The organism is Mesorhizobium sp. L-8-10, from assembly GCF_016756635.1.
GTDB lineage: Bacteria > Pseudomonadota > Alphaproteobacteria > Rhizobiales > Rhizobiaceae.
Genome location: NZ_AP023263.1, coordinates 7,916,003 through 7,942,768, shown reverse-complemented (window position 1 = coordinate 7,942,768; position 26,766 = coordinate 7,916,003). Strand labels below are relative to the sequence as shown.

Annotated in this window: 24 protein-coding genes; 23 read left to right on the top strand and 1 reads right to left on the bottom strand. The window is 65.5% G+C overall.

Annotated elements, in window-relative coordinates; all coding sequences use genetic code 11:
- The first annotated feature begins 1 nt into the window (after position 1).
- The 11 genes from JN280_RS36855 (at position 2) to JN280_RS36805 (ending at position 11,687) form a co-directional block, all read left to right on the top strand.
- Positions 2–1,561, top strand: coding sequence for a sugar ABC transporter ATP-binding protein (locus JN280_RS36855; RefSeq protein WP_202309108.1), 1,560 nt, complete (start codon positions 2–4; stop codon positions 1,559–1,561).
- Positions 1,558–2,538: an ABC transporter permease gene (locus JN280_RS36850; RefSeq protein ID WP_244742630.1), complete on the top strand. Its 981-nt coding sequence runs from the start codon at positions 1,558–1,560 to the stop codon at positions 2,536–2,538. Before JN280_RS36855 ends, JN280_RS36850 begins: the two co-directional genes overlap by 4 nt.
- Before the next feature lie 250 nt (positions 2,539–2,788).
- The gene (locus JN280_RS36845; RefSeq protein ID WP_202309107.1) at positions 2,789–3,823 is read left to right on the top strand and encodes an ABC transporter substrate-binding protein; all 1,035 of its coding nucleotides are present in this window, start codon (positions 2,789–2,791) and stop codon (positions 3,821–3,823) included.
- 418 nt (positions 3,824–4,241) lie between these two features.
- Positions 4,242–5,066: an ABC transporter permease gene (locus JN280_RS36840; RefSeq protein WP_446720860.1), complete on the top strand. Its 825-nt coding sequence runs from the start codon at positions 4,242–4,244 to the stop codon at positions 5,064–5,066.
- A 4-nt stretch (positions 5,067–5,070) separates the two neighbouring features.
- Positions 5,071–5,862, top strand: a complete 792-nt coding sequence (locus JN280_RS36835; RefSeq protein ID WP_202309105.1) for an ABC transporter permease — start codon at positions 5,071–5,073, stop codon at positions 5,860–5,862.
- Between the two features lie 51 nt (positions 5,863–5,913).
- A complete protein-coding gene (locus JN280_RS36830) occupies positions 5,914–6,975 on the top strand; it encodes an ABC transporter ATP-binding protein (protein ID WP_202309104.1) in 1,062 nt (353 codons plus the stop codon).
- A gap of 228 nt (positions 6,976–7,203) precedes the next feature.
- Positions 7,204–8,529: an amidohydrolase family protein gene (locus JN280_RS36825; protein WP_202309103.1), complete on the top strand. Its 1,326-nt coding sequence runs from the start codon at positions 7,204–7,206 to the stop codon at positions 8,527–8,529.
- Positions 8,530–8,534: 5 nt separating this feature from the next.
- Complete coding sequence (locus JN280_RS36820) at positions 8,535–9,950, top strand: dipeptidase (RefSeq protein WP_202309102.1); 1,416 nt, start codon at positions 8,535–8,537, stop codon at positions 9,948–9,950.
- Between the two features lie 54 nt (positions 9,951–10,004).
- Positions 10,005–10,925, top strand: coding sequence for a nucleoside hydrolase (locus JN280_RS36815; RefSeq protein ID WP_202309101.1), 921 nt, complete (start codon positions 10,005–10,007; stop codon positions 10,923–10,925).
- 7 nt (positions 10,926–10,932) lie between these two features.
- Entirely contained in the window at positions 10,933–11,295 is a 363-nt protein-coding gene (locus JN280_RS36810) for a type II toxin-antitoxin system VapB family antitoxin (protein WP_244742626.1), read from the top strand.
- Positions 11,292–11,687, top strand: coding sequence for a type II toxin-antitoxin system VapC family toxin (locus JN280_RS36805; RefSeq protein ID WP_202309100.1), 396 nt, complete (start codon positions 11,292–11,294; stop codon positions 11,685–11,687). Before JN280_RS36810 ends, JN280_RS36805 begins: the two co-directional genes overlap by 4 nt.
- 135 nt (positions 11,688–11,822) lie before the next feature.
- Here the strand turns inward: JN280_RS36805 and JN280_RS36800 are convergent, their stop codons facing one another.
- The gene (locus JN280_RS36800; RefSeq protein WP_202309099.1) at positions 11,823–12,992 is read right to left on the bottom strand and encodes a M20 aminoacylase family protein; all 1,170 of its coding nucleotides are present in this window, start codon (positions 12,990–12,992) and stop codon (positions 11,823–11,825) included.
- A 120-nt stretch (positions 12,993–13,112) separates the two neighbouring features.
- Between JN280_RS36800 and JN280_RS36795 the strand changes: the two genes are divergently transcribed.
- The 12 genes from JN280_RS36795 to JN280_RS36740 all read left to right on the top strand — a co-directional run bounded on the left by JN280_RS36795 (position 13,113) and on the right by JN280_RS36740 (position 26,759).
- Positions 13,113–13,859 carry a phosphoribosyltransferase gene (locus JN280_RS36795; RefSeq protein WP_244742622.1) on the top strand — a complete coding sequence of 249 codons (747 nt, stop codon included), beginning with the start codon at positions 13,113–13,115 and terminating at the stop codon, positions 13,857–13,859.
- A gap of 121 nt (positions 13,860–13,980) precedes the next feature.
- A complete protein-coding gene (locus tag JN280_RS36790; RefSeq protein ID WP_202309097.1) occupies positions 13,981–14,691 on the top strand; it encodes a helix-turn-helix domain-containing protein in 711 nt (236 codons plus the stop codon).
- Positions 14,688–16,286 carry an ABC transporter substrate-binding protein gene (locus tag JN280_RS36785; protein WP_202309096.1) on the top strand — a complete coding sequence of 533 codons (1,599 nt, stop codon included), beginning with the start codon at positions 14,688–14,690 and terminating at the stop codon, positions 16,284–16,286. Before JN280_RS36790 ends, JN280_RS36785 begins: the two co-directional genes overlap by 4 nt.
- 63 nt (positions 16,287–16,349) lie before the next feature.
- Positions 16,350–17,375: an ABC transporter permease gene (locus JN280_RS36780; protein WP_202309095.1), complete on the top strand. Its 1,026-nt coding sequence runs from the start codon at positions 16,350–16,352 to the stop codon at positions 17,373–17,375.
- A 1-nt stretch (position 17,376) separates the two neighbouring features.
- Positions 17,377–18,210, top strand: a complete 834-nt coding sequence (locus tag JN280_RS36775; RefSeq protein WP_202309094.1) for an ABC transporter permease — start codon at positions 17,377–17,379, stop codon at positions 18,208–18,210.
- Complete coding sequence (locus JN280_RS36770) at positions 18,207–19,088, top strand: ABC transporter ATP-binding protein (RefSeq protein WP_202309093.1); 882 nt, start codon at positions 18,207–18,209, stop codon at positions 19,086–19,088. The genes JN280_RS36775 and JN280_RS36770 overlap by 4 nt, the downstream gene beginning before the upstream one ends.
- Positions 19,089–19,308: 220 nt before the next feature.
- Complete coding sequence (locus JN280_RS36765) at positions 19,309–20,124, top strand: ABC transporter ATP-binding protein (protein WP_202309092.1); 816 nt, start codon at positions 19,309–19,311, stop codon at positions 20,122–20,124.
- Positions 20,111–20,617 carry a GAF domain-containing protein gene (locus JN280_RS36760; RefSeq protein WP_244742619.1) on the top strand — a complete coding sequence of 169 codons (507 nt, stop codon included), beginning with the start codon at positions 20,111–20,113 and terminating at the stop codon, positions 20,615–20,617. Before JN280_RS36765 ends, JN280_RS36760 begins: the two co-directional genes overlap by 14 nt.
- Positions 20,614–22,686 carry a hydantoinase/oxoprolinase family protein gene (locus JN280_RS36755; protein WP_202309091.1) on the top strand — a complete coding sequence of 691 codons (2,073 nt, stop codon included), beginning with the start codon at positions 20,614–20,616 and terminating at the stop codon, positions 22,684–22,686. The genes JN280_RS36760 and JN280_RS36755 overlap by 4 nt, the downstream gene beginning before the upstream one ends.
- Positions 22,687–22,699: 13 nt before the next feature.
- On the top strand, positions 22,700–24,355 hold the full coding sequence (locus tag JN280_RS36750) for a hydantoinase B/oxoprolinase family protein (RefSeq protein ID WP_202309090.1): 1,656 nt from the start codon (positions 22,700–22,702) through the stop codon (positions 24,353–24,355).
- Positions 24,356–24,632: 277 nt separating this feature from the next.
- Positions 24,633–25,442, top strand: a complete 810-nt coding sequence (locus JN280_RS36745) for an aspartate/glutamate racemase family protein (RefSeq protein WP_202309089.1) — start codon at positions 24,633–24,635, stop codon at positions 25,440–25,442.
- A gap of 216 nt (positions 25,443–25,658) precedes the next feature.
- Positions 25,659–26,759, top strand: a complete 1,101-nt coding sequence (locus tag JN280_RS36740; protein ID WP_202309088.1) for a M24 family metallopeptidase — start codon at positions 25,659–25,661, stop codon at positions 26,757–26,759.
- Positions 26,760–26,766 lie beyond the last annotated feature (7 nt).

The window sequence follows — 26,766 nt, the reverse complement described above, 5'->3', positions numbered from 1 at the left end:
GATGAACGCAGCGAAACGGGAAACAGCGGGAGCGGAGGCGCATCCGGTCTGCATCCGCCTGATCGATGTCGGCAAGTCCTTCGCCGGCGTCCAGGTGCTGCGCAACATCAGCCTCGATTTCCGCCAGGGCGAGATCCACGCCCTGGTCGGCGAGAACGGCGCCGGCAAGTCGACCGTCGGCAAGATCGCGGGCGGCTATTACTCGCGCTCGTCCGGCGATCTCGAAATATTCGGCGAGAGGGTCGGTGCCTGGGACGCCGCGACCGCGCTCGCCCGCGGGATCGCCATGATGCATCAGGAACTCCAGCTCGTGCCGGAACTCACCGTGGCTGAGAACGTGTTCCTCGGCATCGAGCATCGTCGCGCCGGTTTCCTGAAACGCGACGAGGACCAGCGGTTGGCCGGGATCGTCGCCTTGTGCGGGTTCGATCTCGACCCGTCGGCGCGCGCCGGCTCGCTCAGCATCGCCGACCAGCAGAAGATCGAGATCATGCGGGCCATGGCGCGCGATGCCCGCGTCATCGTGATGGACGAACCCACCTCGTCGCTCACCGCCGACGAGGCGGAGCGCCTGCACGCCACGATGCTGCGTCTGAAAAGCATGGGCCGCACCGTCGTCTATGTCTCGCACTTCCTCGACCATGTGCTGGCGATCTGCGACCGTGTCACCATCATGCGCGACGGCAGGATTGTCCGAACGGCCGACGCCAGGGACGAGACCAAGGCGTCGCTGGTCGCGGGCATGCTCGGCCGTGCCGATGCGGAGGTGTCGTATCCGGAAAAGACAGTGCCGCCGGCTCGCGGGGTCGTCCCATTGCTCAAGGTCGAGGGGCTGACCGCTGATACCGGCATCGGCGGCGTCGACTTCGAGATCCACCCCGGCGAAATCGTCGGCCTCATCGGCCTGGTCGGCAGCGGCCGTACCGAGATCGCGCGCGCTGTCTTCGGCGCCGATCCGGCCGAAGGAAAGGTTCTGATCGATGGCGAGCCCTATGCGGAGCGCTCGCCCGAGCGGTCGGTGGCGCTGCGCATCGCCATGGTTCCGGAGGACAGGCGCAAGCAGGGGCTCGTGCTGACCCAGACCGTGCGGCCCAACATGACGTTGCCGCACCTTTCGGCCTTCTCGCTGGCGGGGTTCCTGCGGCTCGGCGCCGAGGGCGACGCGGTGCGACGGCTCGTCGAGCATCTCGGCGTCAGCCCGCGCCATGTCGACGGCGACGTCGTCAACTATTCGGGCGGCAACCAGCAGAAGGTGCTGCTCGGCAAATGGATCATGCGTGATCCCAAGATCGTGATCCTCGACGAACCGAGCCGCGGCGTCGACCTGGGCGCGCGCCGGCGCATCCATGAATTCGTCAGCGAGCTTGCCGGGCGAGGTGTCGGCGTCCTGCTGATCTCTTCCGAGATGGAGGAGGTGCTGGGCCTCGCCCATCGCGCCTATCTCGTCCGGCACGGACGCATCGTGCGCGAGGTCGTGCCGGGAGAGGTCGGCGAGGACGAACTGTTGTGGACCTTGTTTCAGGATGACGACGCGCCAGCGTCCGAACGGAGAGCCTCATGAGCAGCGACACGGCGACGGCCCGTTCGGTGGTCACTTCCCGCCTGACGGCGGGTTCCATCGCGCGGTTCCTGCAGAAATATGCTGTCGCGGTGATGATCGTGCTGCTGATGGCGCTGCTGACGGCGCTGAGCGATTCCTTTCTGACCACCCAGAACCTGATCAACATCCTGAACCAGAACGCCCCGCTTGCGATCATGGCGGCGGCCATGACGCTGGTCATCATCGGCGGCGGCTTCGACCTCTCGGTCGGCGCCACCTTCGCCGTGGCCGGCGTTTCGGCCGCCTGGGTGGCACTCCACGTGCATCCGCTGCTCGGCCTTGCGATCGCGCCCTGCGTCGGACTGGCGCTCGGCCTCGTCAACGGTGTCACCATCACCGTCCTGAATATCCACTCCTTCCTGGCGACGCTGGCGACCAGCCTGGTCTTTCGCGGCATTGCGATCCTGATCACCGGCGGCACGCTGATCCCGGTGCGGCTGCCGGAATTCACCTGGCTCGGACGCGGACGCATCGGCCCGGTCTACATCGCGGTGATCGTGATGATTGTCTTTGCCGTCGCGCTCATGGTGCTGCTCAACCGCACTGCCTTCGGCCGCAAGGTCTTTGCCGTCGGCGGCAACGAGGAGGCTGCCATCCTTTCCGGCATCCGCACGCGCCGGGTCAAGATCGTCACCTTCGCCATCGCCGGCTTCGCCGCCGGGCTGGCCTCGGCCATCGCGGTGTCGCGCATCTCGATGGGGCAGGCGACGGCAGGCGCCGGCATGGAGCTGGAGGCGATCGCCGCCGTCATCATCGGCGGCACCAGCATCTATGGCGGGCAGGGCGCTATATGGCGCTCGCTCGCCGGCGTCATCATGCTGGCGCTGATCAACAACGGCTTCAACATCCTGAATGCAGACCCCTTCTTCAAGGACCTGACGACAGGTCTGATCATCGTTGCCGCGGTGGCGATCAGCGCCAGCGGGCGAAGACGATAGATCGCCGAATGGCGATCGGCGGACGACCATCGAGAATATCCCGCCGGGGTTGTGGATCGCTCGGGTGCCGCCACCGCACTGTGCAATCGGCGACCCCGAAAGGGCTCATTCCTGTTGGCCGTCCGAGATTCGGCCTTGCTGGCCACAGGCCGCGAAAATAAGGTCATCGGCGGAGGAGCATGCTTGGGGCGCATGCCGTTCATCAGAAAACACAAGGCCGTGGACCCGACGGGCCGATGAGAGGCGAATAATGAAGAAACTCCTGACTTTGTCCCTGGCGGGCGCGGCCTGCCTGGCCGCTGCGGCGATGCCGGCGGCGGCGCAGCAGAAGACGCTCACCATTTCCTGGTGGGGCTTCAACGGCGAGAAGCTCGACCAGTATGTGGTCAAGCCGTTCCAGGAGAAATGCGGCTGCGAACTCGTCTTCGAGACCGGCAACAATGCCGACCGGCTCAACAAGATCAAGATCCGCAGCGGCGAGGGCGTCGACGTCGCCTATTTCACCGACGCCTATTCGCAGATCGGCATCAAGGACGGCGTGTTCCAGACGGTGGACCGCGCCAAGCTACCGAACCTCTCCGGCATCTACGAGATCGCCCAGGCTCCGCAGGGCGACTACGGCCCGGCCTATACGATCGGCCGCGTCGGCGTCATCTACGATTCCGCCAAGGTGAAGGCGCCGGTCTCCTCGTGGAGCGACCTCTGGAAGGAAGAGTTCAAGGGCCAGCTCTCGCTGCCCGGCATCACCACCACGGCCGGCCCGATGATGGTCATGATCGCCGGCGCCCATGCCGGCGTCGACGCCTTCGTTGACGGCGACGGCGCCTTCAAGGCGATCGAGGAACTGAAGCCCAATGTCGTGAAGAATTACAATACCGGCTCCGAGCTGGTGAACCTGTTCTCGACGGGAGAGATCTCTGCCGCGGTCGCGCAGGACTTCACGCTGGCCCAGATCCAGGCGGCGGTGCCGACGGCCGTCTGGGCCGATCTCACCGATGGCGCGGTCGCCACGCTCAACACGGTGAACATCCCCAAGGGTTCGACCAATGTCGATCTCGCGCATGAGTTCATCAACTTCATCCTCGATCCGGCGCTGCAGCAGACGCTGGCCGAGAACGGCGTCGACGCGCCGGTCGTGACGTCGGTCAAGTTGACGCCCGAGCAGGCCAGGCAGTGGACCTACGGCGCCGACATGATCGCGTCGCTGAAGCGTGTCGACTACGAGAAGATGAACGAGGCCAAGAGCGGCTGGATCGACCGCTGGAACGAAGTCTTCGGAATGTAGGAGGCGACGGTTACGGACGTCGATTGCCGGCAGCGAACCGGGGCAAGCTTTGAGATGCTGTGCCGCCCTCATCCGCCTGTCGGCACTTCCTCCCCGCTTGTGGCTATGGGATGCACACATCGTGGAACTACCCCTCATCCGACCTCGCCCCTTCGGGCGAGGCCATCTTCTCCCACGAGGGGAGAAGGGAAGGCTGCGGCAACGTCTCCGCCAATCGCAGGTGCTGGCGATTTGCTGGGCCGGCTAAACTGGGCTCCGGCCTTCTCCCCTTGTGGGAGAAGGTGGCCTCGCGAAGCGAGGTCGGATGAGGGGTACCTTGGCGAGCGTGCGGTAGCCGCTTGCGGCATGAAGGTGCCGGCAGGCGGATGAGGGGCAGCGCGACGCTAAAAACCCTCCATCGAGGAACAATACTTCAATGCTGAAACGACATGCCGGATGGACGCTCGCGGCCCCGGCCACACTTGCCGTGTTCGTCTTGCTTGTGCTGCCGGTGGCGGCCACCATCCTCACGACTTTCCGCGAGGCGGCAGGCCCGTTCGCGCCCTATGCCGCCTTCTTCGGCAGCGGCTTCCGCCGCACGGTGCTCTGGCGCACCATCGAGATCTCGCTGGCGACGACGGCGATCTCGCTCGTCATCGGCTTCCTCACCGCCTATGTGGTGGCGAAGGCGCCGGGCCGCCTCAAGAGCCTGCTGATCATCGCTGCGGTCTTCCCGCTGCTCACCGGTGTCGTCGTGCGCTCCTTCGCCTGGCTGATCATCCTCGGCAAGAACGGCATTCTCAACAATTTCCTAGTCGGCATCGGCGCGGTCGCCGAACCGCTCTCAATGCTCTACACCGAGGGCGCGGTGATCGTGGCCATGGTCTATCTCTTCGTGCCGCTGATGATCCTGACCCTCGTCGGCGTTCTGGAGAACATTCCCGAGGACGTTGTCCAGGCCTCCGCCTCGCTCGGCGCGACCCCTGCGGCCACCTTTCGCCAGGTGATCCTGCCGCTGGCCGTGCCGGGACTGATCGTCGGCGCCGTGCTCGTTTTCACCGGCTCCTTCACTGCCTATGCCACGCCCCAGCTCCTCGGCGGCGAGCGCCAGATGGTGATGGGCACGCTGATGTACCAGCGCGCCATGGTGTCCTTCGACTGGGTCGGCGCTTCGACCATCGCCGCCATCATGGTTGTCATCACCATCGCCACCGTCCTTTTCATGAGCCGCATCGCGCGGCGCCTCAACCCGATGGCGACCTGATCCGATGATGACTTCACGCGTCCACCCCCTGCTGATCGTCTTCTCGGTCGCCGTCTATGTGTTCCTCGTCGGCCCGCTGATCATTGTCCTCGGCGCGTCGGTAAGCGACACGACCTATCTCACTTTCCCGCCCCAGGGCCTGTCGCTGCGCTGGTTCGAGAACATCTTCGAGATCGCCGCCTTCCGCCGCACGATCATAACCAGCCTGCAACTCGCATTCCTTGCAACGGGGCTGGCGCTGCTGATCGGCATTCCCGCGGCTTACGCGCTCAACCGCTACCGTGTGCGCCTGCCATCCTGGCTCTCGACGGTCTTCGTGCTGCCGATCCTTGTGCCCGAGATCGTGCTCGGCTTCTCCCTCCTGAAATCGGTCGCGGTCGGAGCCGGAACGCCGATCTTCCTCGCGCTCCTGATCGGCCACACGCTGCTGGTGCTGCCCTATTGCGTGCGTGTCGTCTCGGCCAGCCTGGCGTCCTTCGACTTCTCGATCGAGGAGGCGGCGATCAGCCTGGGCAGCCCGCCGATGAAGACCTTCTTCACGATCGTCCTGCCCAATGTCCGCTCCGGCGTGATCGCGGCCTTCATCCTGGCCTTCATCACCTCGATCAACGATGTGTCGACGTCGCTCTTCCTCACCGGTCCCGGCATCTCGACCTTGCCGATCCAGATCCTCGCCCATGTCGAGCAGTTCTTCGATCCGACGATCGCGTCGGTTTCCGTGCTCCTGATGTTCCTCACCGTCGCCGTCATGGCGATCGTCGAGCGCACGCTGGGCCTCACCTTCCTTGCAAAATAGGGGCCTGGCCAATAGTGCCGCGCCAAAACAGGACCTCGCCAAGTAGAACCGATGACCCAGACCCTCACCGTCAAGAACCTCACCGCGCATTACGGGACGACCAAGGTCCTGGACGACCTGTCGCTTTCCGTCGGCGCCGGCGAGCTCGTCTCGCTGCTCGGCGCTTCCGGCTGCGGCAAGACGACCACCTTGCGCTTGATCGCCGGCTTCCTGGAACCGACATCGGGATCGATAACGCTCGGGACCAAGGACCTGACGAAGCTGCCCGCCTACCGGCGCGACATCGGCCTGGTCTTCCAGAACTACGCGCTTTTCCCGCATCTGTCCGTTCTCGAAAATGTCGGCTTCGGCCTGAAGCAGCGTGGCGTGGCCGGATCGGACCGCGAGAAGCGTGCCCGGGCCATGCTGGAGCGCGTCGGTCTCACCCAGTTGGCCGACCGGCTGCCGGGCGCACTATCGGGCGGGCAGAAGCAGCGCGTCGCGCTCGCCCGCGCCCTCGTCATCGAGCCGCCGCTCCTGATGTTCGACGAGCCGCTCTCCAACCTCGACGCCAAGCTCAGAATCGACATGCGCGTCGAGATCCGCCAGCTGCAGCGTGCCAACGGCACCACCTCGGTCTATGTCACGCACGACCAGGAGGAGGCTTTCTCGATCTCCGACCGCGTCGCGATCATGAATGCCGGGCGCATCATGCAGCTCGACACACCCGAAGCGCTCTATCAGCGTCCGGCCAACGCCTTCGTCGCGCGGTTCGTCGGCTTCGAGAACCTGGTCCCGATGAATGTCGTAGGCCGCGACGGCGACGCCGTGACGGCTGAGGCCCCCGGCGGCACAAGGCTTTCCCTGAACCAGGATCGATTCGGCGCCATACCGGACAGCTTCGTGCTGGCGACCCGCGCCGACGGCCTCGTGGTCAGCGCCGACCCCGCGGCTGAGGGCATCCCGGCGACACCAGGCCTGCGCACCTATCTCGGCCGCGCCTACCAGTATCAGTGCGAGACGGCGGCCGGAAAGCTGATCGCCAACGGACCGCTTTCGGCCCCACTCGAGCCCGGCAGTACGGCGAAGCTCGTGCCCGTTCCGGACCAGTGCTGCGTGCTGAAGGAGGGGTAGGTTTTGGGAAGACAGGAGATCTTGCGCCCTACGTTGCCCCCCACTGTCCTGCCGGACATCTCCCCCACAAGGGGGGAGATCGGCTGTCATCGATGACGGCGCTCGTTCTGCGACGTTGACGGTTGGCGAAGCCCAGGCGGCAGGCTGATCTCCCCCCTTGTGGGGGAGATGTCCGGCAGGACAGAGGGGGGCAACGTAGAGTGCCTTCCGACCAGATTGCGAGACCATATGCCGACCACACTGATCACCAATGCCCTGATCCTCCCCTGCGACGCCGCGATGACCGTGATCGAGAACGGTTATGTCAGTGTCGAGGGCGAAACGATCCGCGCGGTCGGCGCCGGTCCGGCACCGGAGATGCCGGGCGCGGAGATCGTTGATGCCGGCGGCGGTGTCGTCATGCCCGGCATGGTCAATCCGCATTGCCACATGGCCATGACGCTGTTCCGCGGCCTGGGCGAAGACGTCGACGACAGGCTCTATCGCTACATCCTGCCGCTGGAGCGCAAATTCGTCAGCCCCGAAATGGTGCGCGTCGGCACCGCGCTTGCCGCGCTTGAACTCATCGAAGGCGGCGTCACCGCGGTGGCGGACATGTATTATCATGAGACCGAGGTCGGACGCGTCGTCGACAAGGCGGGCATCCGCGCCGTCGTCGGCCAGACCATCGCCGATTTCGATCCGCCGGATCACAAGAGCATAGACGCCGGTTTCGCCCTGGTCGAAGAACTCGTGGCGGAGTTCTCCGGCCATGACAGGGTGATCCCGTCGATCGCCCCGCACGCGCCCTATTCGACCGACGTCGCGGTGATGGAGCGTGTCGTGCGCTGGGCTGATGATCACCCCGAAGTGCCGATCCAGATCCATCTCGCGGAGATGGATTCGGAGATGGAATGGTGCGCGAACAAATACGGGATGCGTCCCGTCGAACTGGTCGAAAAGACAGGCCTGCTGCGGCCGGGCCTGATCTGCGCCCATTGCCTGCATGTCAGCGAGAGCGACATCGAGACCATGGCGCATCGGCAGGTCTGCGTAGCCCACAATGCGCGCTCCAACGCCAAGGCGGGCAGGGGTATCGCGCCCGTCGAAGCCATGCGCAAGGCGGGCATTCCGGTGGGGATCGCGACCGACGGCGCCATGAGCGGCAACACGCTCGACCTCTTCTCCCAGTTCGGGCCGGTCGCGATGTTCCAGAAGCTGCTCGGTCACAGCCGCAAGCCGATGCCGGCCGTGGAGGTGATCCGCATGGCGACCAGCGAGGGCGCGCGGGTGCTCGGCCAGGCGCATGCCATAGGCTCGCTGGAGCCGGGCAAGAAGGCTGACCTCATCCGCATCGACATTTCGGCGCCGCGCATGCAGCCCGTCTACGACATCTATTCCGCGCTCGTCTTCGCGGCCATGCCGACCGATGTGCGCGACGTGATGGTGGCGGGCCAATGGCTGATGCGCGAGCGAGAGGTGCTGACGCTCGAGCGGCGCAAGGTGCTGCGCGACGCGCTGCAGGTCGCTGGCGCCTTCAAGGCCGAGATGACACGGATCGACGCAGCAGGATGACCGGCATGACCACGAATTCAGACAGGCTCGACGCGGTTCTGGCCCATGCCGATGCAACGCTGGACGACAGCCTTTCGCGGCTTGCCGCGCTGATCCGCATCCCATCGGTTTCGACCGATCCCGCCCATGCCGGCGATTGCCGGCGGGCGGCCGAATGGCTGGCCGCGGACCTCGCCGCGCTGGGCTTCGATGCCTCCGTGCGGCCGACCCAAGGTCACCCGATGGTGGTCGCGCATGACAAGGCGGCCGACGGTCCGCATGTCCTGTTCTACGGTCACTACGACGTGCAGCCGGTCGATCCGCTGGCGCTGTGGGACTCCGATCCGTTCGAGCCCGTCTTCAGGGAGCAGCCCGATGGCGATACCCATATCGTGGCGCGGGGCGCCTCCGACGACAAGGGCCAGCTCCTCACCTTTGTCGAAGCCTGCCGCGCCTGGAAGTCGGTCACCGGCCGACTGCCGGTCAAGGTCTCCATGCTTTTCGAGGGCGAGGAGGAGATTTCGAGCCCGAGCCTGCTGCCCTTCATCGAAAGCGCGGCCGCCGAACTTTCGGCCGACGTCATGCTCGTCTGCGACACCGACATGTGGGACAAGAAAACGCCGGCCATCACCACAATGCTGCGCGGACTGGTGGGGGAGGAGATCGAGATCTCCTGCGCCAGCCGCGACCTTCATTCCGGCATGTTCGGCAATGCCGCGCGCAATGCGCTGCAGGTGATGGCCGATGTCGTCGCCAGCCTGAGGACATCGGATGGCGGTGTCGCCATGCCCGGTTTCTACGATGGCGTCGAGGAGTTGCCCGATGCGGTGCGGAAGCGCTGGGAGCGGCTGCCCTTCGACGAGCAGGGTTTCCTGAGGGATGTCGGGCTGGAGAAGCCGGCGGGCGAGAAGGGCCGCTCTGTGTTGGAACAGGTCTGGGCGCGCCCGAGTTGCGAGATCCATGGCATCGTCGGCGGCTACACCGAAGAGGGCTTCAAGACGGTCATCCCGGCCAGGGCGCGGGCCAAGATCTCGTTCCGTCTGGTCGCCGGGCAGGACCCGGAGAAGATCCGTTCCGCCTTCCGCGCGCATGTCAGGGCGCATGTGCCCGACGATTGCGATGTCACTTTCCGCGCCCATGGCGGCAGCCCCGCGACCGTCATGCCGATCGACGGCACGTTCCTGGTGAAGGCGCTCGGCGCGCTCACCGAAGAGTGGGGCAAGGAAGCGGCCGTCGCCGGCACCGGCGGGTCGATCCCGATCGTCGGCGAGTTCAAGCGCCGGCTCGGCATGGATGCGCTGCTGGTCGGCTTCGCGCGTTTCGACAACCGGGTCCACAGCCCGAACGAGAAGTACGACCTCTCGAGCTTCCGGAAAGGCATCAGGTCGTGGATCCGCATCCTCGCGGCCTTTGCCGGGCAAGAGCAATTCCAGCAAAAGTGAGCCGCGGTTTTGCGTCCGGAATTGCGTGAAGACAAGAAGATGGGACGCTGAACCATGCGCCGTTCCGTGGTGATCGACACCGATCCCGGCATCGACGATGCCGTGGCGATCCTGCTCGCCTTGGCATCGCCCGAATTCGACATTGCCGGCATCACCACGGTCGCGGGCAATATCGGCATTGCCACGACCACGCGCAATGCCGGCCGCATCCTGGCGCTTGCCGGCCGCGGCGATATCGCGGTCGTATCAGGCGCGCCTGCGCCCCTGTCGCGCAAGGGCTTCGACACGGCGGACATACACGGCAATGACGGCCTGGGCGGTGTCGGATTTCCCGAGCCGCTGGCGCCGCCTGCGGAAGAGAACGCCGTCGTCTGGCTCGCCGCCCACCTGGACAGGCGACCGCAAAAGTCGCTCGACATCCTGGCGCTCGGCCCGCTGACCAACATCGCCCGGCTCCTGCTCGAACATCCGGCATCGGCCGCGCGAATCGGAAGGGTCGTCGTTATGGGAGGTGCGGTGCGCGAGCCGGGAAACATCGGTCCGCGCTCGGAGTTCAACCTCGCCGCCGATCCGGAAGCCGCCGCCATCGTGCTGCGGGCCGGGCTCGACCTCGTCCTCATCCCGCTCGACGTGACACGCAAGGTGCGCGCCACGCGCGCCGACACCACCATGCTCAAGGCGGCGGGCACGCCCGCGGCCATCGCCTGCGCCGATCTCGTCGATGCCTATTTTCAATCCGGCGACGGCCGCGAGAGCCGGCCCCTGCACGACCCCTGCGTCATGCTCCACTGCATCGCTCCGACCCTTTTCGGCCATGAGACGCTGAAGCTTTCGGTCGACACCGGCGACGGGCCCGATGCCGGCGCCCTGATCCCCGACGAGCCCGGAGGTGCTGAGGTCGACGTGGCGACGTCGATCGACGGGGCGGCGGTGCTCCGGCTGCTGATCGAACGGCTGGCGAGGAGATCGGTTTGAGATCGGATTGGGCAAGCGTCAGCCGATGTGGCGTAGCCGCGGCTGCTCCCGAAACCGCCGCTTGTTTTGGTCTCACGAGGCAATATGTTATCTGGTGATGAATTCCGAGAGAAAAGCGATGTTGCGGCTAACTCATGACACCGAAGAACTCGCGCGCCGGGTCGCGGCACGGGTCGGCCGCAAGCCCGAGGACTTGGTCCGCACTGCGCTCGAACGCGAGGCCAGGGCGCTCGGCCTTTCCGACGAAGAACCGGCCAAGCGTCGAATGACAGCTGCTGAAATGCTCGCTTTCGGCAGGAAGGTCTCTGCCCGCCCGGTGCTCGATCCGCGCTCCCCGCAGGAGATCGCCGATGACCTCAACGCGCCATGATGGTCGTTGACTCGTCGGCTGTCATCGCGATTCTGCAAGCCGAGGATGACGCCCAATCGCTCGCGGAAGCCCTTGCGTCTGCCGACCATCTCGTGATGTCGGCGGTCAACGCGCACGAGTCTGCGATGATCCTGCGCGCACGCGGCGGCTCCGAGAGCGCCCACGACTTCTGGCACTTCCTCGCGGCCAACGGCATTGAGGTTGCGCCGTTCGACGAGAACCAGGCGCGTGCCGCCTCGGAGGCCTTCGGGCGGTTCGGCAAAGGCCTTCACTCGATGGCAAGACTGAATCTTGCCGATTGCGCCGCCTATGCCCTCGCCAAAAGCCTGTCGGCTCCCTTGCTGTTCAAGGGCGACGACTTCACGCACACTGACATCGAACAATGGCGCTGATTGGATACCGCGCCCTCGATCGCGAGGACGATAGGCTCGTGGTCTGGAAGCTCGAACGGCTCGTAGGAAGGAGCAACCCATCGAAACCGTCGGAGACCCGTCCATGTGAAGGCGCCGTAATGAGCAGCGTTCGCACTACCTCGCCAGTTCCTGCTCCACCAGCGTCGTCCAGAACTTCACGCCTGACGGGATCGCCGCATCGTTGAAGTCGTAGCGGCTGTTGTGGTGGAGCGCGCCGTCCTCGGCAGGGCCGTTGCCGAGCCAGACATAGGCGCCCGGCACCTCGGTGCTGAACATGGCGAAGTCGTCGCCGGCGGTCGATGGCTCGAAGGCCGTGCGGACCTTGTCGGCGCCGAGCGCGCTGCGCGCGGCGGCCAGCGCGCGGGCCGCCGCATTGGCGTCGTTGATCACGGGCGGCATCTGGCGGCGGTAGGCATAGCTGTGGCGGATGCCGTAGAGCGCAGCGGTCGTCTGGGCCAGATGGCCGATCTCCTCCTCGATCTGGTCGCGCACCGCAGGCGTGAAGGCGCGCGCCGTGCCGCCGATCCGCACCTCGTCGGGGATCACGTTGAGCGCCTCGAAGCTGCCGCCTTCGATGGCGCAGGCGCTGACGACGGCCGGCTGCAGCGGGTCGATGCGGCGCGCCACGATCGTGTGCAGCGCGGTCAGGAACTGCCCGGCCGCCGTAACGGCGTCACGCCCGAAATGAGGTTTTGCCCCATGCGTGCCGACGCCCTCGAAGGTCACCGACCAGCGGTCCGAGGAGGCGAGCTGCGGGCCGGCGACGACCGCCATCTCGTCCGGTTCCAGACCCGGCATATTATGCAGCCCATAGACGGCGTCGACGGGAAACAGCTTGAAGAAGCCGTCGTCGATCATCGCCCTTGCGCCGCCGCGCCCTTCCTCCGCCGGCTGGAAGATGAAATGCACCGTTCCCGACAGGTCGCGCCGCCCGGCGAGCCGGCGCGCCGCGCCGATGAGCATGGCCGTATGGCCGTCATGGCCGCAGGCATGCATCTTGCCTGGTATCGTCGATTTATAAGGCCGCGCTTCGGCCGTTTCCGGCATGGCGAGCGCATCCATGTCGGCGCGGAGCGCGATGCGCCTGCCGTCTTCGCCGAACCGCAGCGTAGCGACGATGCCGGTCTTGCCGAGCCCGGAATGGACCGCAAGACCGGCTTCGGCAAGCACTTTCTCCACGATGGCGCTGGTGCGCGTCTCCTCGAAGCCGAGTTCGGGATGGGCGTGGAGGTCGCGCCTGAGAGCCGTCAGCATCTCCCATTCCGCCGTATCAGATTTGCGCATGGCCGAACTCCAACGTGACATCGCACGGTCATGCATGCTTTCCTGCACCCCGCGCGATACGAAATCCATCGGGCGCCGACGCGGCCCCATCCCAGTCCTTCTGCTACAGAAAGCCGAGCTTTGCCACTCGTTCCTGATCGAACCTCACCGCATGACTTCAGGCCGCACGACTTCTGGCAGGTCGTCTATCCCGCGGGCACCTTCGCGTCGGGGGCCGGCCAGGCGTGGCGAGACCTCTATCCGGCGGCGCTGCCGGACGGCCGACAGATCGCGCTGCCGATCCGCGTCCTTCCCGGTGATGGCAGCGCGGCCGTCGCCTCGCTCATCGTCAATCAGGCGAGCTTCGCCGTCGAGGACGCGCTCTGCGATGCCATGGCGGAGCGTGCCGCGCGCTTCGAGCCCGAGGTCGTGATCGGCGTTCCGACCCTCGGCCTGCCGCTCGCCAATGGTGTCGCGCGCCGGCTTGGCCACGACCGCATGGTGGCGCTCGGAACCTCGCGCAAGTTCTGGTATGACGACGGTCTCTCCGAGCCGATGTCGTCGATCACCAGCCCGGCCCATGCCAAGCGCCTCTTTCTCGACCCCAGGATGCTGCCGCTGATCGAGCGCCGCCGTGTCGTCGTGGTCGACGACGTGATAAGCTCCGGCGCCTCGATCCGTGCGGTGCTTGCGCTTCTGGCCAAGGCCGGCATCGCGCCCGTCGGCATCGTCGCGGCCATGCTGCAGGGTGAGCGCTGGCGTGCGACGCTCGCAGATTTCGATCCCGGTGTTCCCGCAATCGTGACGGCGGCGCTTGCCTCGCCACGCCTCGCCAGGACCAAGGATGGTCTTTGGAGCCAGGAAAGCGAAGCTTTTTCAGATGGTTAGCAAAGACGTCCCGGAAAAGCCCGCCCAGGCCTTTTCATCGATTTTAGTGGTGCTAAAATTGCTGTTGACTCCCGTCGCGTGATGCGCAAAGATTTTAGCAATACTAAAATCGGAGGAACGGTTGAGTCAGAGAGCCGAGGCATCGACTGAGTTCGCGGACCCGCTGGGAACACGGCTGCGCGATCGTCGCCAGGCACTCGGTTTGACGCTCAAGGATGTCGCGGACGCCGCAGGCCTCTCGGTCGGCTTCATCTCGCAGATCGAGCGCGGCATCACCATACCCTCGCTGACGTCGCTGATCTCCGTCTGCCGGGTGCTGAAGTCGGAAGTGAGCGATTTCCTTTCGCAGCCGCGCGGCGATCAGCCCGTCACGCGGCATGACCAGCGCCCCATCTATGCGGTCGGCGGCAACGCCATCAGCTATGAGCGGCTCTCGGCGTCCTTTCCCGGGAACGTGCTGCGCAGCGTGCTGATCCACGAGCCGCCGGGTTTCCGCAGCGAGCCGATGTCGCACGAGGGAGAGGAGATCTACTACATCCTGGAAGGCGCCCTGACCGTCGAGATCGACGGCGAGCCGAACATATTGGAGACGGGCGATTCCATCCACTTTCCGTCGATCCGGACGCATGTGACGTGGAACCACACCGACCGGAACACCACCATCCTGCATACCTGCACGATGGATGTATTCGGGGACGGCACGCCGACGGGCCGCCCCGAGACAAGCATGGCCGTGTCGCGGGCGCGCGGCCGCAAGAGCGCTCCGAAGCAACCCAGGCTGAAGTCCTCCGGCGGACTTCAGCCTAAGATAACCAAGGGGAAGTCGTCATGAACATTTTTTTGAAACCGATCGCTGCGGCGCTGGTCGCGAGCACCGCGTTGAGCCTTGCCGCCGTCAGCCAGGCAACCGCCGAAACGGTGCTTCGCCTCGACGAGGTGGCGGTCGGCGAACTGGATCCGGCCAAGGCCACCGACTATGCCGACTCGATCCTCATGTTCAACGTCTACGACACGCTGGTGCTGTCCAGGCAGGGCGGGGCGGGTGTCGTGCCGCACCTGGCCGAAAGCTGGGAGACCGACGGTAAGACCTATACCTTCAAGCTGCGCACCGACGTGAAGTTCCAGAGCGGCAATCCGCTGACCGCCGACGACGTGGTGTTCTCGCTCGATCGCATGAAGACGATCGGGCAAGGCCTGTCCTATCTTTTTGCCCAGGTCGAGAAGGCGGAGGCCGTCGATGCCGGCACGGTCAAGTTCACCTTGTCTCAGCCCTATTCGCCCTTCGTCTCCGCCCTGCTGCGCCTGCCCATCGTCGACAAGAAGCTCGTCATGGAGAACCTCGGCGCCGGCGACGGCGACATGAAGGACTGGGGCCAGGCCTATCTCTCCACCCATGGAGCCGGCACGGGCGCCTATACGGTCACCTCGCACAATCCGCAGCAGGAAACCGTGATGGCGAAGAATCCCGCCTATTTCCTCGGCGTGCCCGCCAAGGCGCCGGATACGGTGCGCTTCCGCTACGGTCTCGAGGCCGCCACGGTGCGCACGCTGATCTCGCAGGGCGAGCACGACATCTCCTCGCAGTGGCTGCCGCCGGAGGTGCTGAAGTCGCTGGCCGCCGAGGGCGCGCAGGTCCTGACGGAATCGGGCGGCGCCGGCTTCTACGTGAAGATGAACACGGCGAAGAAGCCGTTCGACGACCAGAATTGCCGCCTGGCCATGTCCAACGCCTTCGACTACGCCACCGCCATCAAGATGGTCGCCATCACCGACACGGTGTCGCAAGGCAGCCCTGCGACCGGCGCCCTGCCGGTCGGCATGCTCGGCGCCCTGCCGGAAACTGATGCCTACAAGCGCGACCTCGATGCCGCCAAGAAGTATCTGGCCGCGTGCCAGTACAAGCCCGACGAGTTCACCGTCGAACTGTCCTGGGTAGGCGAAGTTCCGCTCGAGGAGCGTTTCGCGCTGCTGATGCAGGCGAATTTCGCCGAGATCGGCATCAAGTCCGAAGTGAAGAAGATCCCGTGGGCGCTGTTCACCGAGCAGGTCACCAAGCCCGAGAACACGCCCAACATCTCCCAGGTCTTCGTCAATGCTGTCACGGGCGACCCCGATACGCTGATCTACGGCATGTATCATTCCTCGGCGGTCGGCACCTGGCAGTCGCCGGAATATCTCAAGGACGCCAAGGTCGATGAACTGCTCGACAAGGGGCGTGTCGTCACTTCGGACGAGGAGCGCGCCGCGGTCTACACGGAAGTCGGCAATCGCCTGCGCGAGCTCGCCCCGACCATCTTCGCCTATGACCAGAATTCGGTGTTCGCGGCCAGCAAGCGGGTGTCGGTGCCTGCACTGTCCGACAAGAGCAAGGCCTTCAGCCTCAGCGGAATGGGTTTCACCTTCCGCCTGATGGAAATGAACGAATAGGCCGGGTCCGGCGAGGAGCGGCGGCACGCCGCCGCCCCTCGCCCAACAAGGAAGCGTCTTGCGATGCCTGCTGTCATCCGCCTCCTCGCGAAGCGGCTGGGCACCTCTTTGATCGTGCTGATCGGGGTTTCCATGCTGATCTTCGCCATAGCCCGGGTCATTCCCGGCGATCCGGCGCGCATCGCGCTCGGACCGAACGCGACCGCCGAGCAGGTGACGGCGCTGCGCGACAAGCTGCATCTCGATCACTCGCTCGTCACCCAATACGGCTATTTCGTCGCCGATCTCTTTCGTGGCGATCTCGGCGTCTCGCTCTACACCAATCGTCCGGTGACCTCTGACATAGCCCAGTTCCTGCCCGCGACGCTCGAACTGGTGATCGTCGCCGGCCTGATGATGGTCGTCTTCGGCCTGCCGCTGGGCATCCTGTCGGCGCGCTATCGCGACAGCTGGATCGACAATGCGGTCCGCCTCGTCACACTGCTCGGCGTCTCTGCGCCGGCCTTCGTCTGGGCGGTGATCCTGATGCTGGTCTTCGCCTTTTTCCTACCGCTCTTCCCCATCGCCGGCCGCATATCGGATACGATCGCTGTGGCTCCTGTCACCGGCTTCCTCCTGGTCGACACTTTGCTTGCGGGCAATCTCAAGGCCTTCGCCAACGCGGCCTGGCACATCGTCCTTCCCGCCTTTGCGCTGGCACTTTCGGGCATCGGTCAGGCGGCCCGGCTGACGCGCTCCAACATGGTCGAGACCTATGAGCGTCCTTATATCGAGATGGCGCAGTCCTACGGCTTCCCGGAAAAGCGCATCGCCCGGCGCTACGCCTTCAGGCCGTCGATGATCCCGTCGCTGACCATCATCGGCCTCGATTTCGCGGCGATGCTCGGCAACGCCTTCCTCGTCGAGGCCGTCTTCGCGTGGCCTGGCCTTTCGCGCTACGGCGTCGCCGTGATCCTCAGGAAGGACCTCAACGCCATCGTCGGCACGGTGCTGATCATCTCGGCCATGTTCCTCATCGTCAACGTCGTGGTCGACCTTCTGATCGCCTTCATCAATCCGCGCATCCGCTATTCGCAGAGGGCTTCGTGACATGAAGCGCACCCTCTTCATCCTGTTGCGCAACCCGCTGTCGCTGCTCGGCCTGGTGCTCATCGGACTGGTCGTGTTCTCGGCGATCTTCGCCGATTTCATCACGCCCTTCCCGGAGCATGTCGGCGCCGTGGTCGACTTCGCCAATTTCAACAGGCCGCCCGAATGGCCCTATATCTTCGGGACCGATCTCGTCGGGCGCGACCTCTTCACCCGCGTCGTCTACGCCTACCGCATCTCGCTGATCCTGGGGGTGGTGGTCCTGGCGATCGCCGTGCCGATCGGCGTGACGATCGGGCTTGCCGCGGGCTATCTCGGAGGCTGGGTCGAATATGCCCTGATGCGGCTGACCGACGTCTTCCTGTCGATCCCGCCGCTGGTCCTGGCCATGTCGATGATGGGCCTGCTCGAGCCGACGCTCACCAACGGCATGATCGCGGTCACCGCCATGTGGTGGCCCTGGTATACGCGTCTCGTCTACAATCTCACCCGCGCCGAGCGGGAGGAGGGCTATGTGCTCGCCGCCGAGGTCATCGGTGCGTCGAAGTTGCATGTCATGTTCCGCGAGATCCTGCCGAACTGCGTGCCCTCGATCCTCACCAAGATGACGCTCGACCTGGGCTTCGTCATCCTCATCGCCTCGTCCCTGTCCTTCCTCGGCCTCGGCGTGCAGCCACCGACGCCTGATCTCGGCTCCATGGTGGCCGACGGAGCGAAATATCTGCCGGATTCGTGGTGGCTGACCGTGTTCCCCGGCCTGGCCATTCTGGTCGCCGTTTTCGGTTTCAACCTTGTCGGCGACGCGCTGCGCGAGATCCTGGGAGGCGACCAATGACGCTTCGCATCCGCGATCTCAAGCTCGGCTTCCGCAGCTATTCCGGCACGGTCGACGTGCTGCACGGCATCTCGCTCCATATCGGCAAGGGCGAGCGTGTCGCCTTGGTCGGCGAATCCGGCTCCGGCAAGTCGGTGACGGCGCGCATCGTGCTCGGCCTGCTGCAGGCCATGAAGAGCGCCCGGATCTCCGGTCTTGTCGAATTCGAGGGCCGCGACCTTGCGAGGCTGTCGGAGCGTGAACGGCACGGCCTGCGCGGCACCAGGATGTCGATGATCTTCCAGGATCCGACTTCCTCGCTCAACCCGGTCTACACGATCGGCGCGCAGTTCCACGAGGTGCTGCGGCGTGTCGCGCCAGGCATTTCCGTCGAGGAAGCCCGCCGCAAGGCCGCCGCGGCGCTCGCCGACGTGGCCATCAGCGAGCCCAAGCGGGTGCTCGACTCCTATTCCTTCCAGCTCTCCGGCGGCATGAACCAGCGCGTCATGATCGCCATGGCCCTGGCCAACGAGCCCTCGCTGCTGATCGCAGACGAGCCCGGCACCGCGCTCGACGTGACGGTGCAGGCCCAGACGCTCGGCCTGATGCGCGACCTCGTCGAGAAGCACCACACGGCCGTGCTCTTCATCTCGCACAATCTCGGCGTGGTGCGCGAATTCGCCGACCGCGTCTACGTCATCTACAAGGGTCGCATCGTCGAGCAGGGACCGGCGGCAGGCCTGTTCGAGGATCCGCGCCATCCCTACACGCGCGCCTTGATGCGGGCGGTGCCGCGCATCACCGGCGGCGGCATTCCCGAGATCGAGGACGCCTCGCCCTCCTATTTCGACCCGCTCGTGGTGCATGAAGGCTACGGCGAGCCGGAGGTGGCACGATGAACGCGCGTCGCTTTACCCCCCCCTGGCCTGCCGGCCATCTCCCCCTCAAAGGGGGAGATTGGCTGTCGCGGCTGCTTTCGCCAATCGCCGACGTTGTAGGTATGTCGCCCACATCGAAGCTGCCGATCTCCCCGCTTGAGGGGGAGATGGCCGGCAGGCCAGAGGGGGGTAGAGCGACGCGCAATAGTGGGCCAAGTCGATCCATGCAGAGGCGCCCCGCATGACCCATCCTCTGCTCTCCCTGCGCAACGTCTCCAAGATCTTCAAGACGGCCGGGCGCGAAGTCCGGGCCGTCGACGACGTCTCCTTCGACGTCCACGAGGGCGAGTGCCTGGCGATCGTCGGGGAGTCCGGCTCAGGCAAGTCGACCATCGCCAATATGATCCTCGGCATCTATCCGCAGACGCTGGGCGAGATCACCTTCCGCGGCAGCGCGCTGCCGGCCCGACGCGACCTCGCCCATCGCCGCGCGATCCAGCTCGTCCAGCAGAACCCGCTCTCGTCGCTCAACCCGCGGCGCTCCATCGGCGCATCGCTGCGGCTGGCGCTCGACGTTCACGGCATCGGCGACCGGGCCGGCCGGGCCGAACGCACCGGCCAGTTGCTGGAAGAAGTCGGGCTGCCGGCGGAGTTCCGCAAGCGCAGCCCCGCGGCCTTGTCGGGCGGCCAGCGCCAGCGCGTGGCGATTGCCCGCGCGCTCGCCTGCCAGTCGGAGATCGTGGTGCTCGACGAGCCGACCTCGGCGCTCGACGTGCTGGTGCAGGCGCGCGTTCTGAAGCTGCTCAGCGAACTGCGTGAGAAGCGCGGCCTCACCTACATCTTCATCACCCACGACCTCTCGGTGGTCCGCAACATCGCCGACCGCGTCGCCGTTTTCGAGAAGGGCCGGCTCGTCGAGCTCAACCCGACCGGGACGGTGTTCGCCAGGCCCGAGCACGCCTATACGCGCCGGCTTATCGGCGCCGTACCGGTCGTCACCGCCGACGAGGCGGAACTGCGCGCCCGGCTTATGGAGAAGACCAATGCAGATGCCTGACTATTCCTCCTTCACCAAGGCCATCGCTGCCGAAAGCACGGATCCGCAAGCCGCTTTCGATGCGCTTTGCGCGTTCACCCGCGACGTCGTCGGCGTGAAGCTCTTCACCGTCATGACGCACGACCACAAGACCGGCACGGCCGGCCGCATCTATTCCAACATGCCCGACGCCTATCCTGTCTCCGGCACCAAGCCGGCCAACGAGACGGACTGGACGCGCCAGGTGATCAAGGAGAAGCGCACCTTCGTCGCCAACGACATCGAGGGCATCGCCGCAGTCTTCTACGATCACGAGCTCATCAGGTCGCTCGGCTGCGAGAGCGTCATCAATGTTCCCGTCGTTGTCGGCGGCGAGGTTCTCGGCACGATAAACTGCCTTCACGAGAAGGGTTTCTACACCGAAGAGAAGGTCGAGGCCGCGGAAGCGCTGAAGCTGCCCGGCGCCGTCTGCCTTCTGCTCAACCAGCGCGATGCCAAGGGAGGACAGGCATGAGCAACAAGACGATACGCGTCGCGACCGACGTCGGCGGCACATTCACGGATCTGGTCTGTTTCGAGACCGATCACGCCACCGGCGAAGCGCGCATCATCACCGCCAAGTCCGACACCACGCCGCCGAATTTCGAGCAGGGCGTCCTCAATGTGCTGGAGAAGGGCAATGTCGATCCGGCAACGGTCGATTTCCTCGCCCACGGCACGACCGTGGTCATCAACGCGCTCACCGAGCGCAAGGGCGTCAAGGTCGGATTGATCACCACCGAGGGTTTCCGCGACACGCTGGAGATCGCCCGGGGCAACCGCCCTGATTTCTTCAACCTCCACTACGAGAAGCCGAAGCCTTTCGTGCCGCGTTATCTCAGGCGCGAGCTGCCGGGGCGCATCTCCTACAAGGGCGAGGAGCTGAAGCCGCTGGATCTCTCCGGCCTTCCCGCCATCCTCGACGATTTCAGGGAGGAAGGCGTCGAGGCGATCGCCGTCTGCTTCCTGCATTCCTACGCCAATACGAGACACGAGCAGGCCGCCCTCGCCGGGATCGAGAAGCTCTGGCCCGGCGTGTCGGTGGTGTCCTCGCATCAGATCACCCGCGAATGGCGCGAATATGAGCGCTCCAACACGGCCGTGCTGTCGGCCTATGTGCAGCCCACGGCCGAGCGCTATCTCTCCCGCCTTCACAACGGGCTGAGGGAGAAGGGGCTCAGGAAAAGCCCCTACATCATGCAGTCCAACTGCGGCGTCGACTCGCTGGAATCGGTCTCGAAGATCCCGATCACCATGGTCGAGTCAGGCCCGGCGTCGGGCTTCTGGGGCGCGGCCGAGCTCGGCAAGCTGATCCGCAAGCGCAACGTGCTGGCTCTCGACATCGGCGGGACCACTGCCAAGTGCTCGCTGATCGAGAACGGCGAGGTCAAGATCAAGACCGACTACTGGATCGAACGCGACCGCACCTCTGCCGGCTATCCCATCATGGTGCCGGTGGTCGACCTGGTGGAGATCGGCAATGGCGGCGGCTCGATCGCCTGGGTCGACGATTTCGGCAAGCTGCATGTCGGCCCGCAGTCGGCCGGCGCCGTGCCCGGCCCCGCCGCCTATGGCCGCGGTGGCGACAAGGCGACCACCACCGACGCCAATCTCTGGCTCGGCCGCATCAACAAGGACTATTTCTGCGGCGGCGAAGTGGTCGCCGACATGAAGGCCGCCGAGGCGGCGATCACGGCGGTCGGCGAGAAGCTCGGCGTCGGTCCCGACGAGGCGGCGCGCGGCATCATCCGCATCGCCAACAACAACATGGTCAACGCGCTGAAGCTCGTCTCGCTGAACCGCGGCCATGACCCGCGCGACTTCACCCTCGTCGTCTTCGGCGGCGGCGGCGCCATGCACGGCGTCGCACTTGGCCAGGAGCTGGGCGTCGCGAAGGTCGTCGTGCCGGCCGGCGCCTCGGTGTTCTCGGCCTGGGGCATGATGATGAGCGACCTGCGCCGCGACTATTTCGTCACCCGTCTCGCCGACCTGAAGAAGGGCGCGGCATCGGGCATCGAAGCGGTCTTCGCCGAGAGCGAGGAGCGCGCCAGGGCCCAGTTCGCGGCCGAGGGCGTCGAGCCCGGCAAGGTGCGTTTCCTGCGCTACGGCAAGTTCCGCTACCAGAACCAGGAGCACACCACGGAAGTGCTGATCGAGGGCAAGGTCAGCGACGATCGCCTCTCCGAGATCGAGGCCGCCTTCCACGAGACCTATGAGCGCGAATACACCTACAGGCTCGACGCGCCCGTCGAGATGGTCGGCATCCATCTCGTCGCCTCCGCCGAGGTCGGCAAGCTCACCATGAAGAAGCGCGAGGGCGGCGGTGCCGATACGGCGAGCGCCCTCAAGGGCGAGCGCGACGTCGACTATGCGCTGGAAGGCATCCACAAGGCAAAGATCTATGACGGCACCAGGCTGCGGCCGAACATGCGCTTCGCCGGCCCGGCCATCGTCGAGGATCCCGGCACCACCGTCGTCATCCATCCCGGCAACCAGGTCGAGGTCGACGGTTACGGCAACATCCACATCCATCTGAAGGCGTAGGTAGGAGGAAGCGATGCAGAAGACCGATCCGATCACGCTGGAGATCATCCAGAATTCGCTGCAGGCGACGGCCGACGAGATGTTCGCGGTGATGAAGAAGACCGCGATGAGCTCGATCATCTATGAAGTGCTCGACATGGGCACGGGCATCACCGACGCGAAGGGACAGCTTGCCTCTTCGGGGGCCGGCATTCCGGCCTTCATCGGCGTGCTCGACAAGGCGGTGAAGGTGCTGGTGAAGAAGTTCGACAAGCCTGGCGACATCGAGCCCGGCGACGTTTTCCTCACCAACGATCCCTACTATGGCGGTGTCACCCATCTCAACGACATCATCGTGGCCATGCCTGTCTTCGCCGGCGGCCGCATCATCGCCTGGACGGCCAACATCGCCCACAATTCGGATGTCGGCGGCATGGCGCCCGGCTCGCTCACCGGCGAGGCGACCGAGATCTTCCAGGAGGGCCTGCGGCTGCCGGCGATCAAGGTGATCTCCAGGGGCGACACGATCCGCTCGGTGATGGATATCATCAAGGTCAATTCGCGTATGCCCGACGTGCTCGAGGGCGACGTCTGGGCGGCCATCGCCTCGGTCCGCATCGGCGCGCGGCGGCTGGTCGACATCGCCAACAAATATGGCGTCGAGACCTTCGAGCACGCCATGTCGTCCTTCATGGATTTCGGCGAGCAGGTCTCGCTCACCGAGCTCGCCAAGCTGCCCAAGGGCACTTTCGAGCTGTCCGAGGAGCAGGACGACGGCCGCATCTTCAACGTCAAGATCACCATCTTTGACACGGAGTTCACGGTCGACCTGCGCGACAATCCCGACCAGTCGACCGGGCCGGTCAACACCAGCCGCGACGGCGTCATGGTCGCCGCCCAGATGATCTTCAAGTCGCTGACAGATCCCTATTCGCCGGCCAATGAGGGCTCGTTCCGTCCGATCCGGCTCCTGACCCGCGAGGGCTCCGTGTTCCAGGCCAGGGAGCCGGCGCCGATCGGCTTCTATTACGAGATCGAGCTGCGCGTGTACGACATCATGTGGCGCTGCCTCGCCCAGCACATGCCGGAGCGGCTGGCATCGGGCAACTTCGCTTCCGTCTGCGGCACCTTCATCGGCGGCATCCACCCCGACACGGGCCGCCAGTACACGATCATCGAACCGCAGCTCGGCGGCTGGGGCGCCAGCGAGCGCGGGGACGGCAACAGCGCCATCTTCTCCGGCTTCCACGGCGAGACTTACAATTGCCCGGCCGAGATCAACGAGGCCCGCAACGGCCTGATGGTCGACCGCATGGAGCTCAACATGGAGCCGGGCGGCGAAGGCAAGTTCACCGGCGGGCGCGGTATCGTCATGGACTACCGCATCCGCGGCGACAACGGTTTCCTCACGGCCGGCTACACCCGCTCGAAGTTCCCGGCCTGGGCGCTCGACGGCGGCCGCGAGGGTTCGCCCAACTATGTGAGGGTCATCCGCAAGGACGGCTCCAGCGAGCGCTTCTCCTTCGTCTCCGGCCTCACCACCCATACCGATGACGTCATTCGTGTCGTCACCGGCAATGGCGGCGGCATCGGCGACCCGAAGGAGCGCGATCGCGCGGCCGTCGAGGAGGATATCAAGAACGGCCTCATCACGCGCGAAAGGGCACGGGAGATCTACGGCGTGGCATAGCGGCTGCGTCGGAGGTCGTCGCGAAGCTACCCCTCATCCGACCTCGCTTCGCGAGGCCACCTTCTCCCACAAGGGGAGAAGGGAACGCGCTGCAGCAGCGCTTCTGCCAAGCGTCGACGCCGGAGACTTGCAGAGCCGTTGAAGCCCGGCTCCGACCTTCTCCCCTTGTGGGAGAAGGTGGCCTCGCGAAGCGAGGTCGGATGAGGGGTAGCTTCGCGCCGACCCGGCCCTATCAAGCGACGCCGCACCGAAACGCGTCAAACCCCAGGAGGAGTGCATGCCCATGGAAAGACCGATCAAGATCATGTATCTGAGCCCTGTCGGCGACAGCAGCTACGATCAGGTCTTCGCCGACATGGCTAGGGATCACAAGCTGCCCGGCACCGAGATCCACCTTGCCTCGCTGCCGCCGGCCGAAGGCGGTTTCACCCATATCGAATACCGGTCCTACGAGGCGATCGTGACGCGCGGCATCATCCGCGCCGTGCGAGCCGCCGCGCGCGAGGGCTTCGACGCGCTCGCCATCGGCTGCTTCTACGACACCGCCCTGCACGATGCCCGCGAGATCTCGGGCGACATGATCATCACCGCACCCTGCGTCGCCTCCTGCGAGATCGCGGCCAGCCTCTCCAACCGCTTCGGCATCATCGTCGGCCGGCGCAAATGGGTGCACCAGATGGCGAGCACCGTGCGGGAGCACGGCCATGAACATCGCCTGTCGGGTTTCTATCACGTCGAGCTCGGCGTGAACGACTTCCAGAAGGATCATGCCGAGACCGAACGCCGGCTGATCGAGGCCGGCCGCAAGGCCGTCGAGGAGGATTTCGCGGAAGCACTGATCCTCGGCTGCACGCTCGAGGTCGGATTCTACCGCGATGTCGAGAAGAAGCTCGGCGTGCCCGTCATCGACCCGTCGATCGCGGCGCTGAAACGGGCCGAATATGCCGCCGTGCTGAAGCGCCAGTGCGGCTGGGTGCCGAGCCGGAAATGGTCGAGCGAGCCGCCGCCGGAAGAGGAGATCGCGCGCTTCGGCCAGTTCGACACCAATGAACCCTTCGGCAACAGGATCGTGGTGGAAGCGGAATAGCCGCTATTTTTGATGCCCCCCTCATCCGGCCTCCGCTTCGCTCGGCCACCTTCTCCCCGACGGGGAGAAGAGATCGTTGAACGATACGCTCACCCGTTGACAGAGCCGATTGAGCGCCAGCGTCGAAAGCCTCCTCTCCCCAGCGGGGAGAGGGTGAGAGCGAAGCGGAGGCCGGGTGAGGGGGCAACCGGGACGGACGACAAGAAGGGACCTGCAATGAAAGTCGACACCAGGAAACGCCTCGCCGCCCTGCGCGAGAAGATGAAAGCGTCAGGCACCGGCCTCGTCGCCATCGCGCCGGGTTCTCACATGGATTGGCTGCTTGGCTTCCATCCGCATCCCGACGAACGGCCCTGCCTGCTGCTGGTCGGCTTGGACAAGGAAACCTTCCTGATGCCGGTCCTGAACGCGGAAGGCTCGCGCGAGGAGACCGACATCTCTTTCTTCACCTGGGCTGATGCTGACGGCCCGCATGCCGCGCTTGCCGCAGCGCTCGACGAGATCGGCGCGCGCGGCGTCGACAAGGTGGCGCTCGACGAAACGATGCGGGCCGATTTCGCGCTTCTGCTCCTCGATGCTCTGCCGGGCGCCAGGCACGCCTTCACCGCCGAGACGCTGGGCGCGCTGCGCATGCGCAAGGACGCGGGCGAATTCGCACGCCTGAAGATGAATGCCGGCATCGCGGACAGGGCCATGCAGAAGGCCTTCGCCGCCATCAGGCCGGGCATGACGGAGACCGGGCTCGCCGCCGTGGTGAAGGAGCATTTCGCCTCCGAAGGCGCCACGCCGTCCTTCTGGATCGTCGGCGCCGGCGGCAATGGCGCCTTCCCGCATCACCAGACCGGCGGCCGCACGCTGGAAGAGGGCGATGCCGTCGTCATCGACATCGGCGGCCGCAAGGACGGTTTCCCGAGCGACATCACCCGCATGGCCGTCGTCGGACGCCCGCCGGAAGGCTACGGCCAGATCCACACCATCGTCGAGAAGGCCGTCCAGGCGGCGCTGCAGGCGGCAAAGCCGGGCGTGCTGGCCAGGGAGGTCGATGCCGCGGCGCGCAGGGTCATCGCCGACGCGGGCTATGGCGAATATTTCGTCCACCGCACCGGCCACGGCATGGGCATCGACGGCCACGAGCCGCCCTATATCACCGCCACCTCGGAGACCGTGCTGGAAGAGGGCATGGTGTTCTCGATCGAGCCCGGCATCTACCTGCCCGGGCGCTTCGGCATCCGGCTCGAGGAGATCGTCATCCTGCGCGAGGATGGGCCCGAGATCCTGTCCACGCTGCCGCGCGACCTCCACGTCGCGCAGGTCTGAGCAGGGA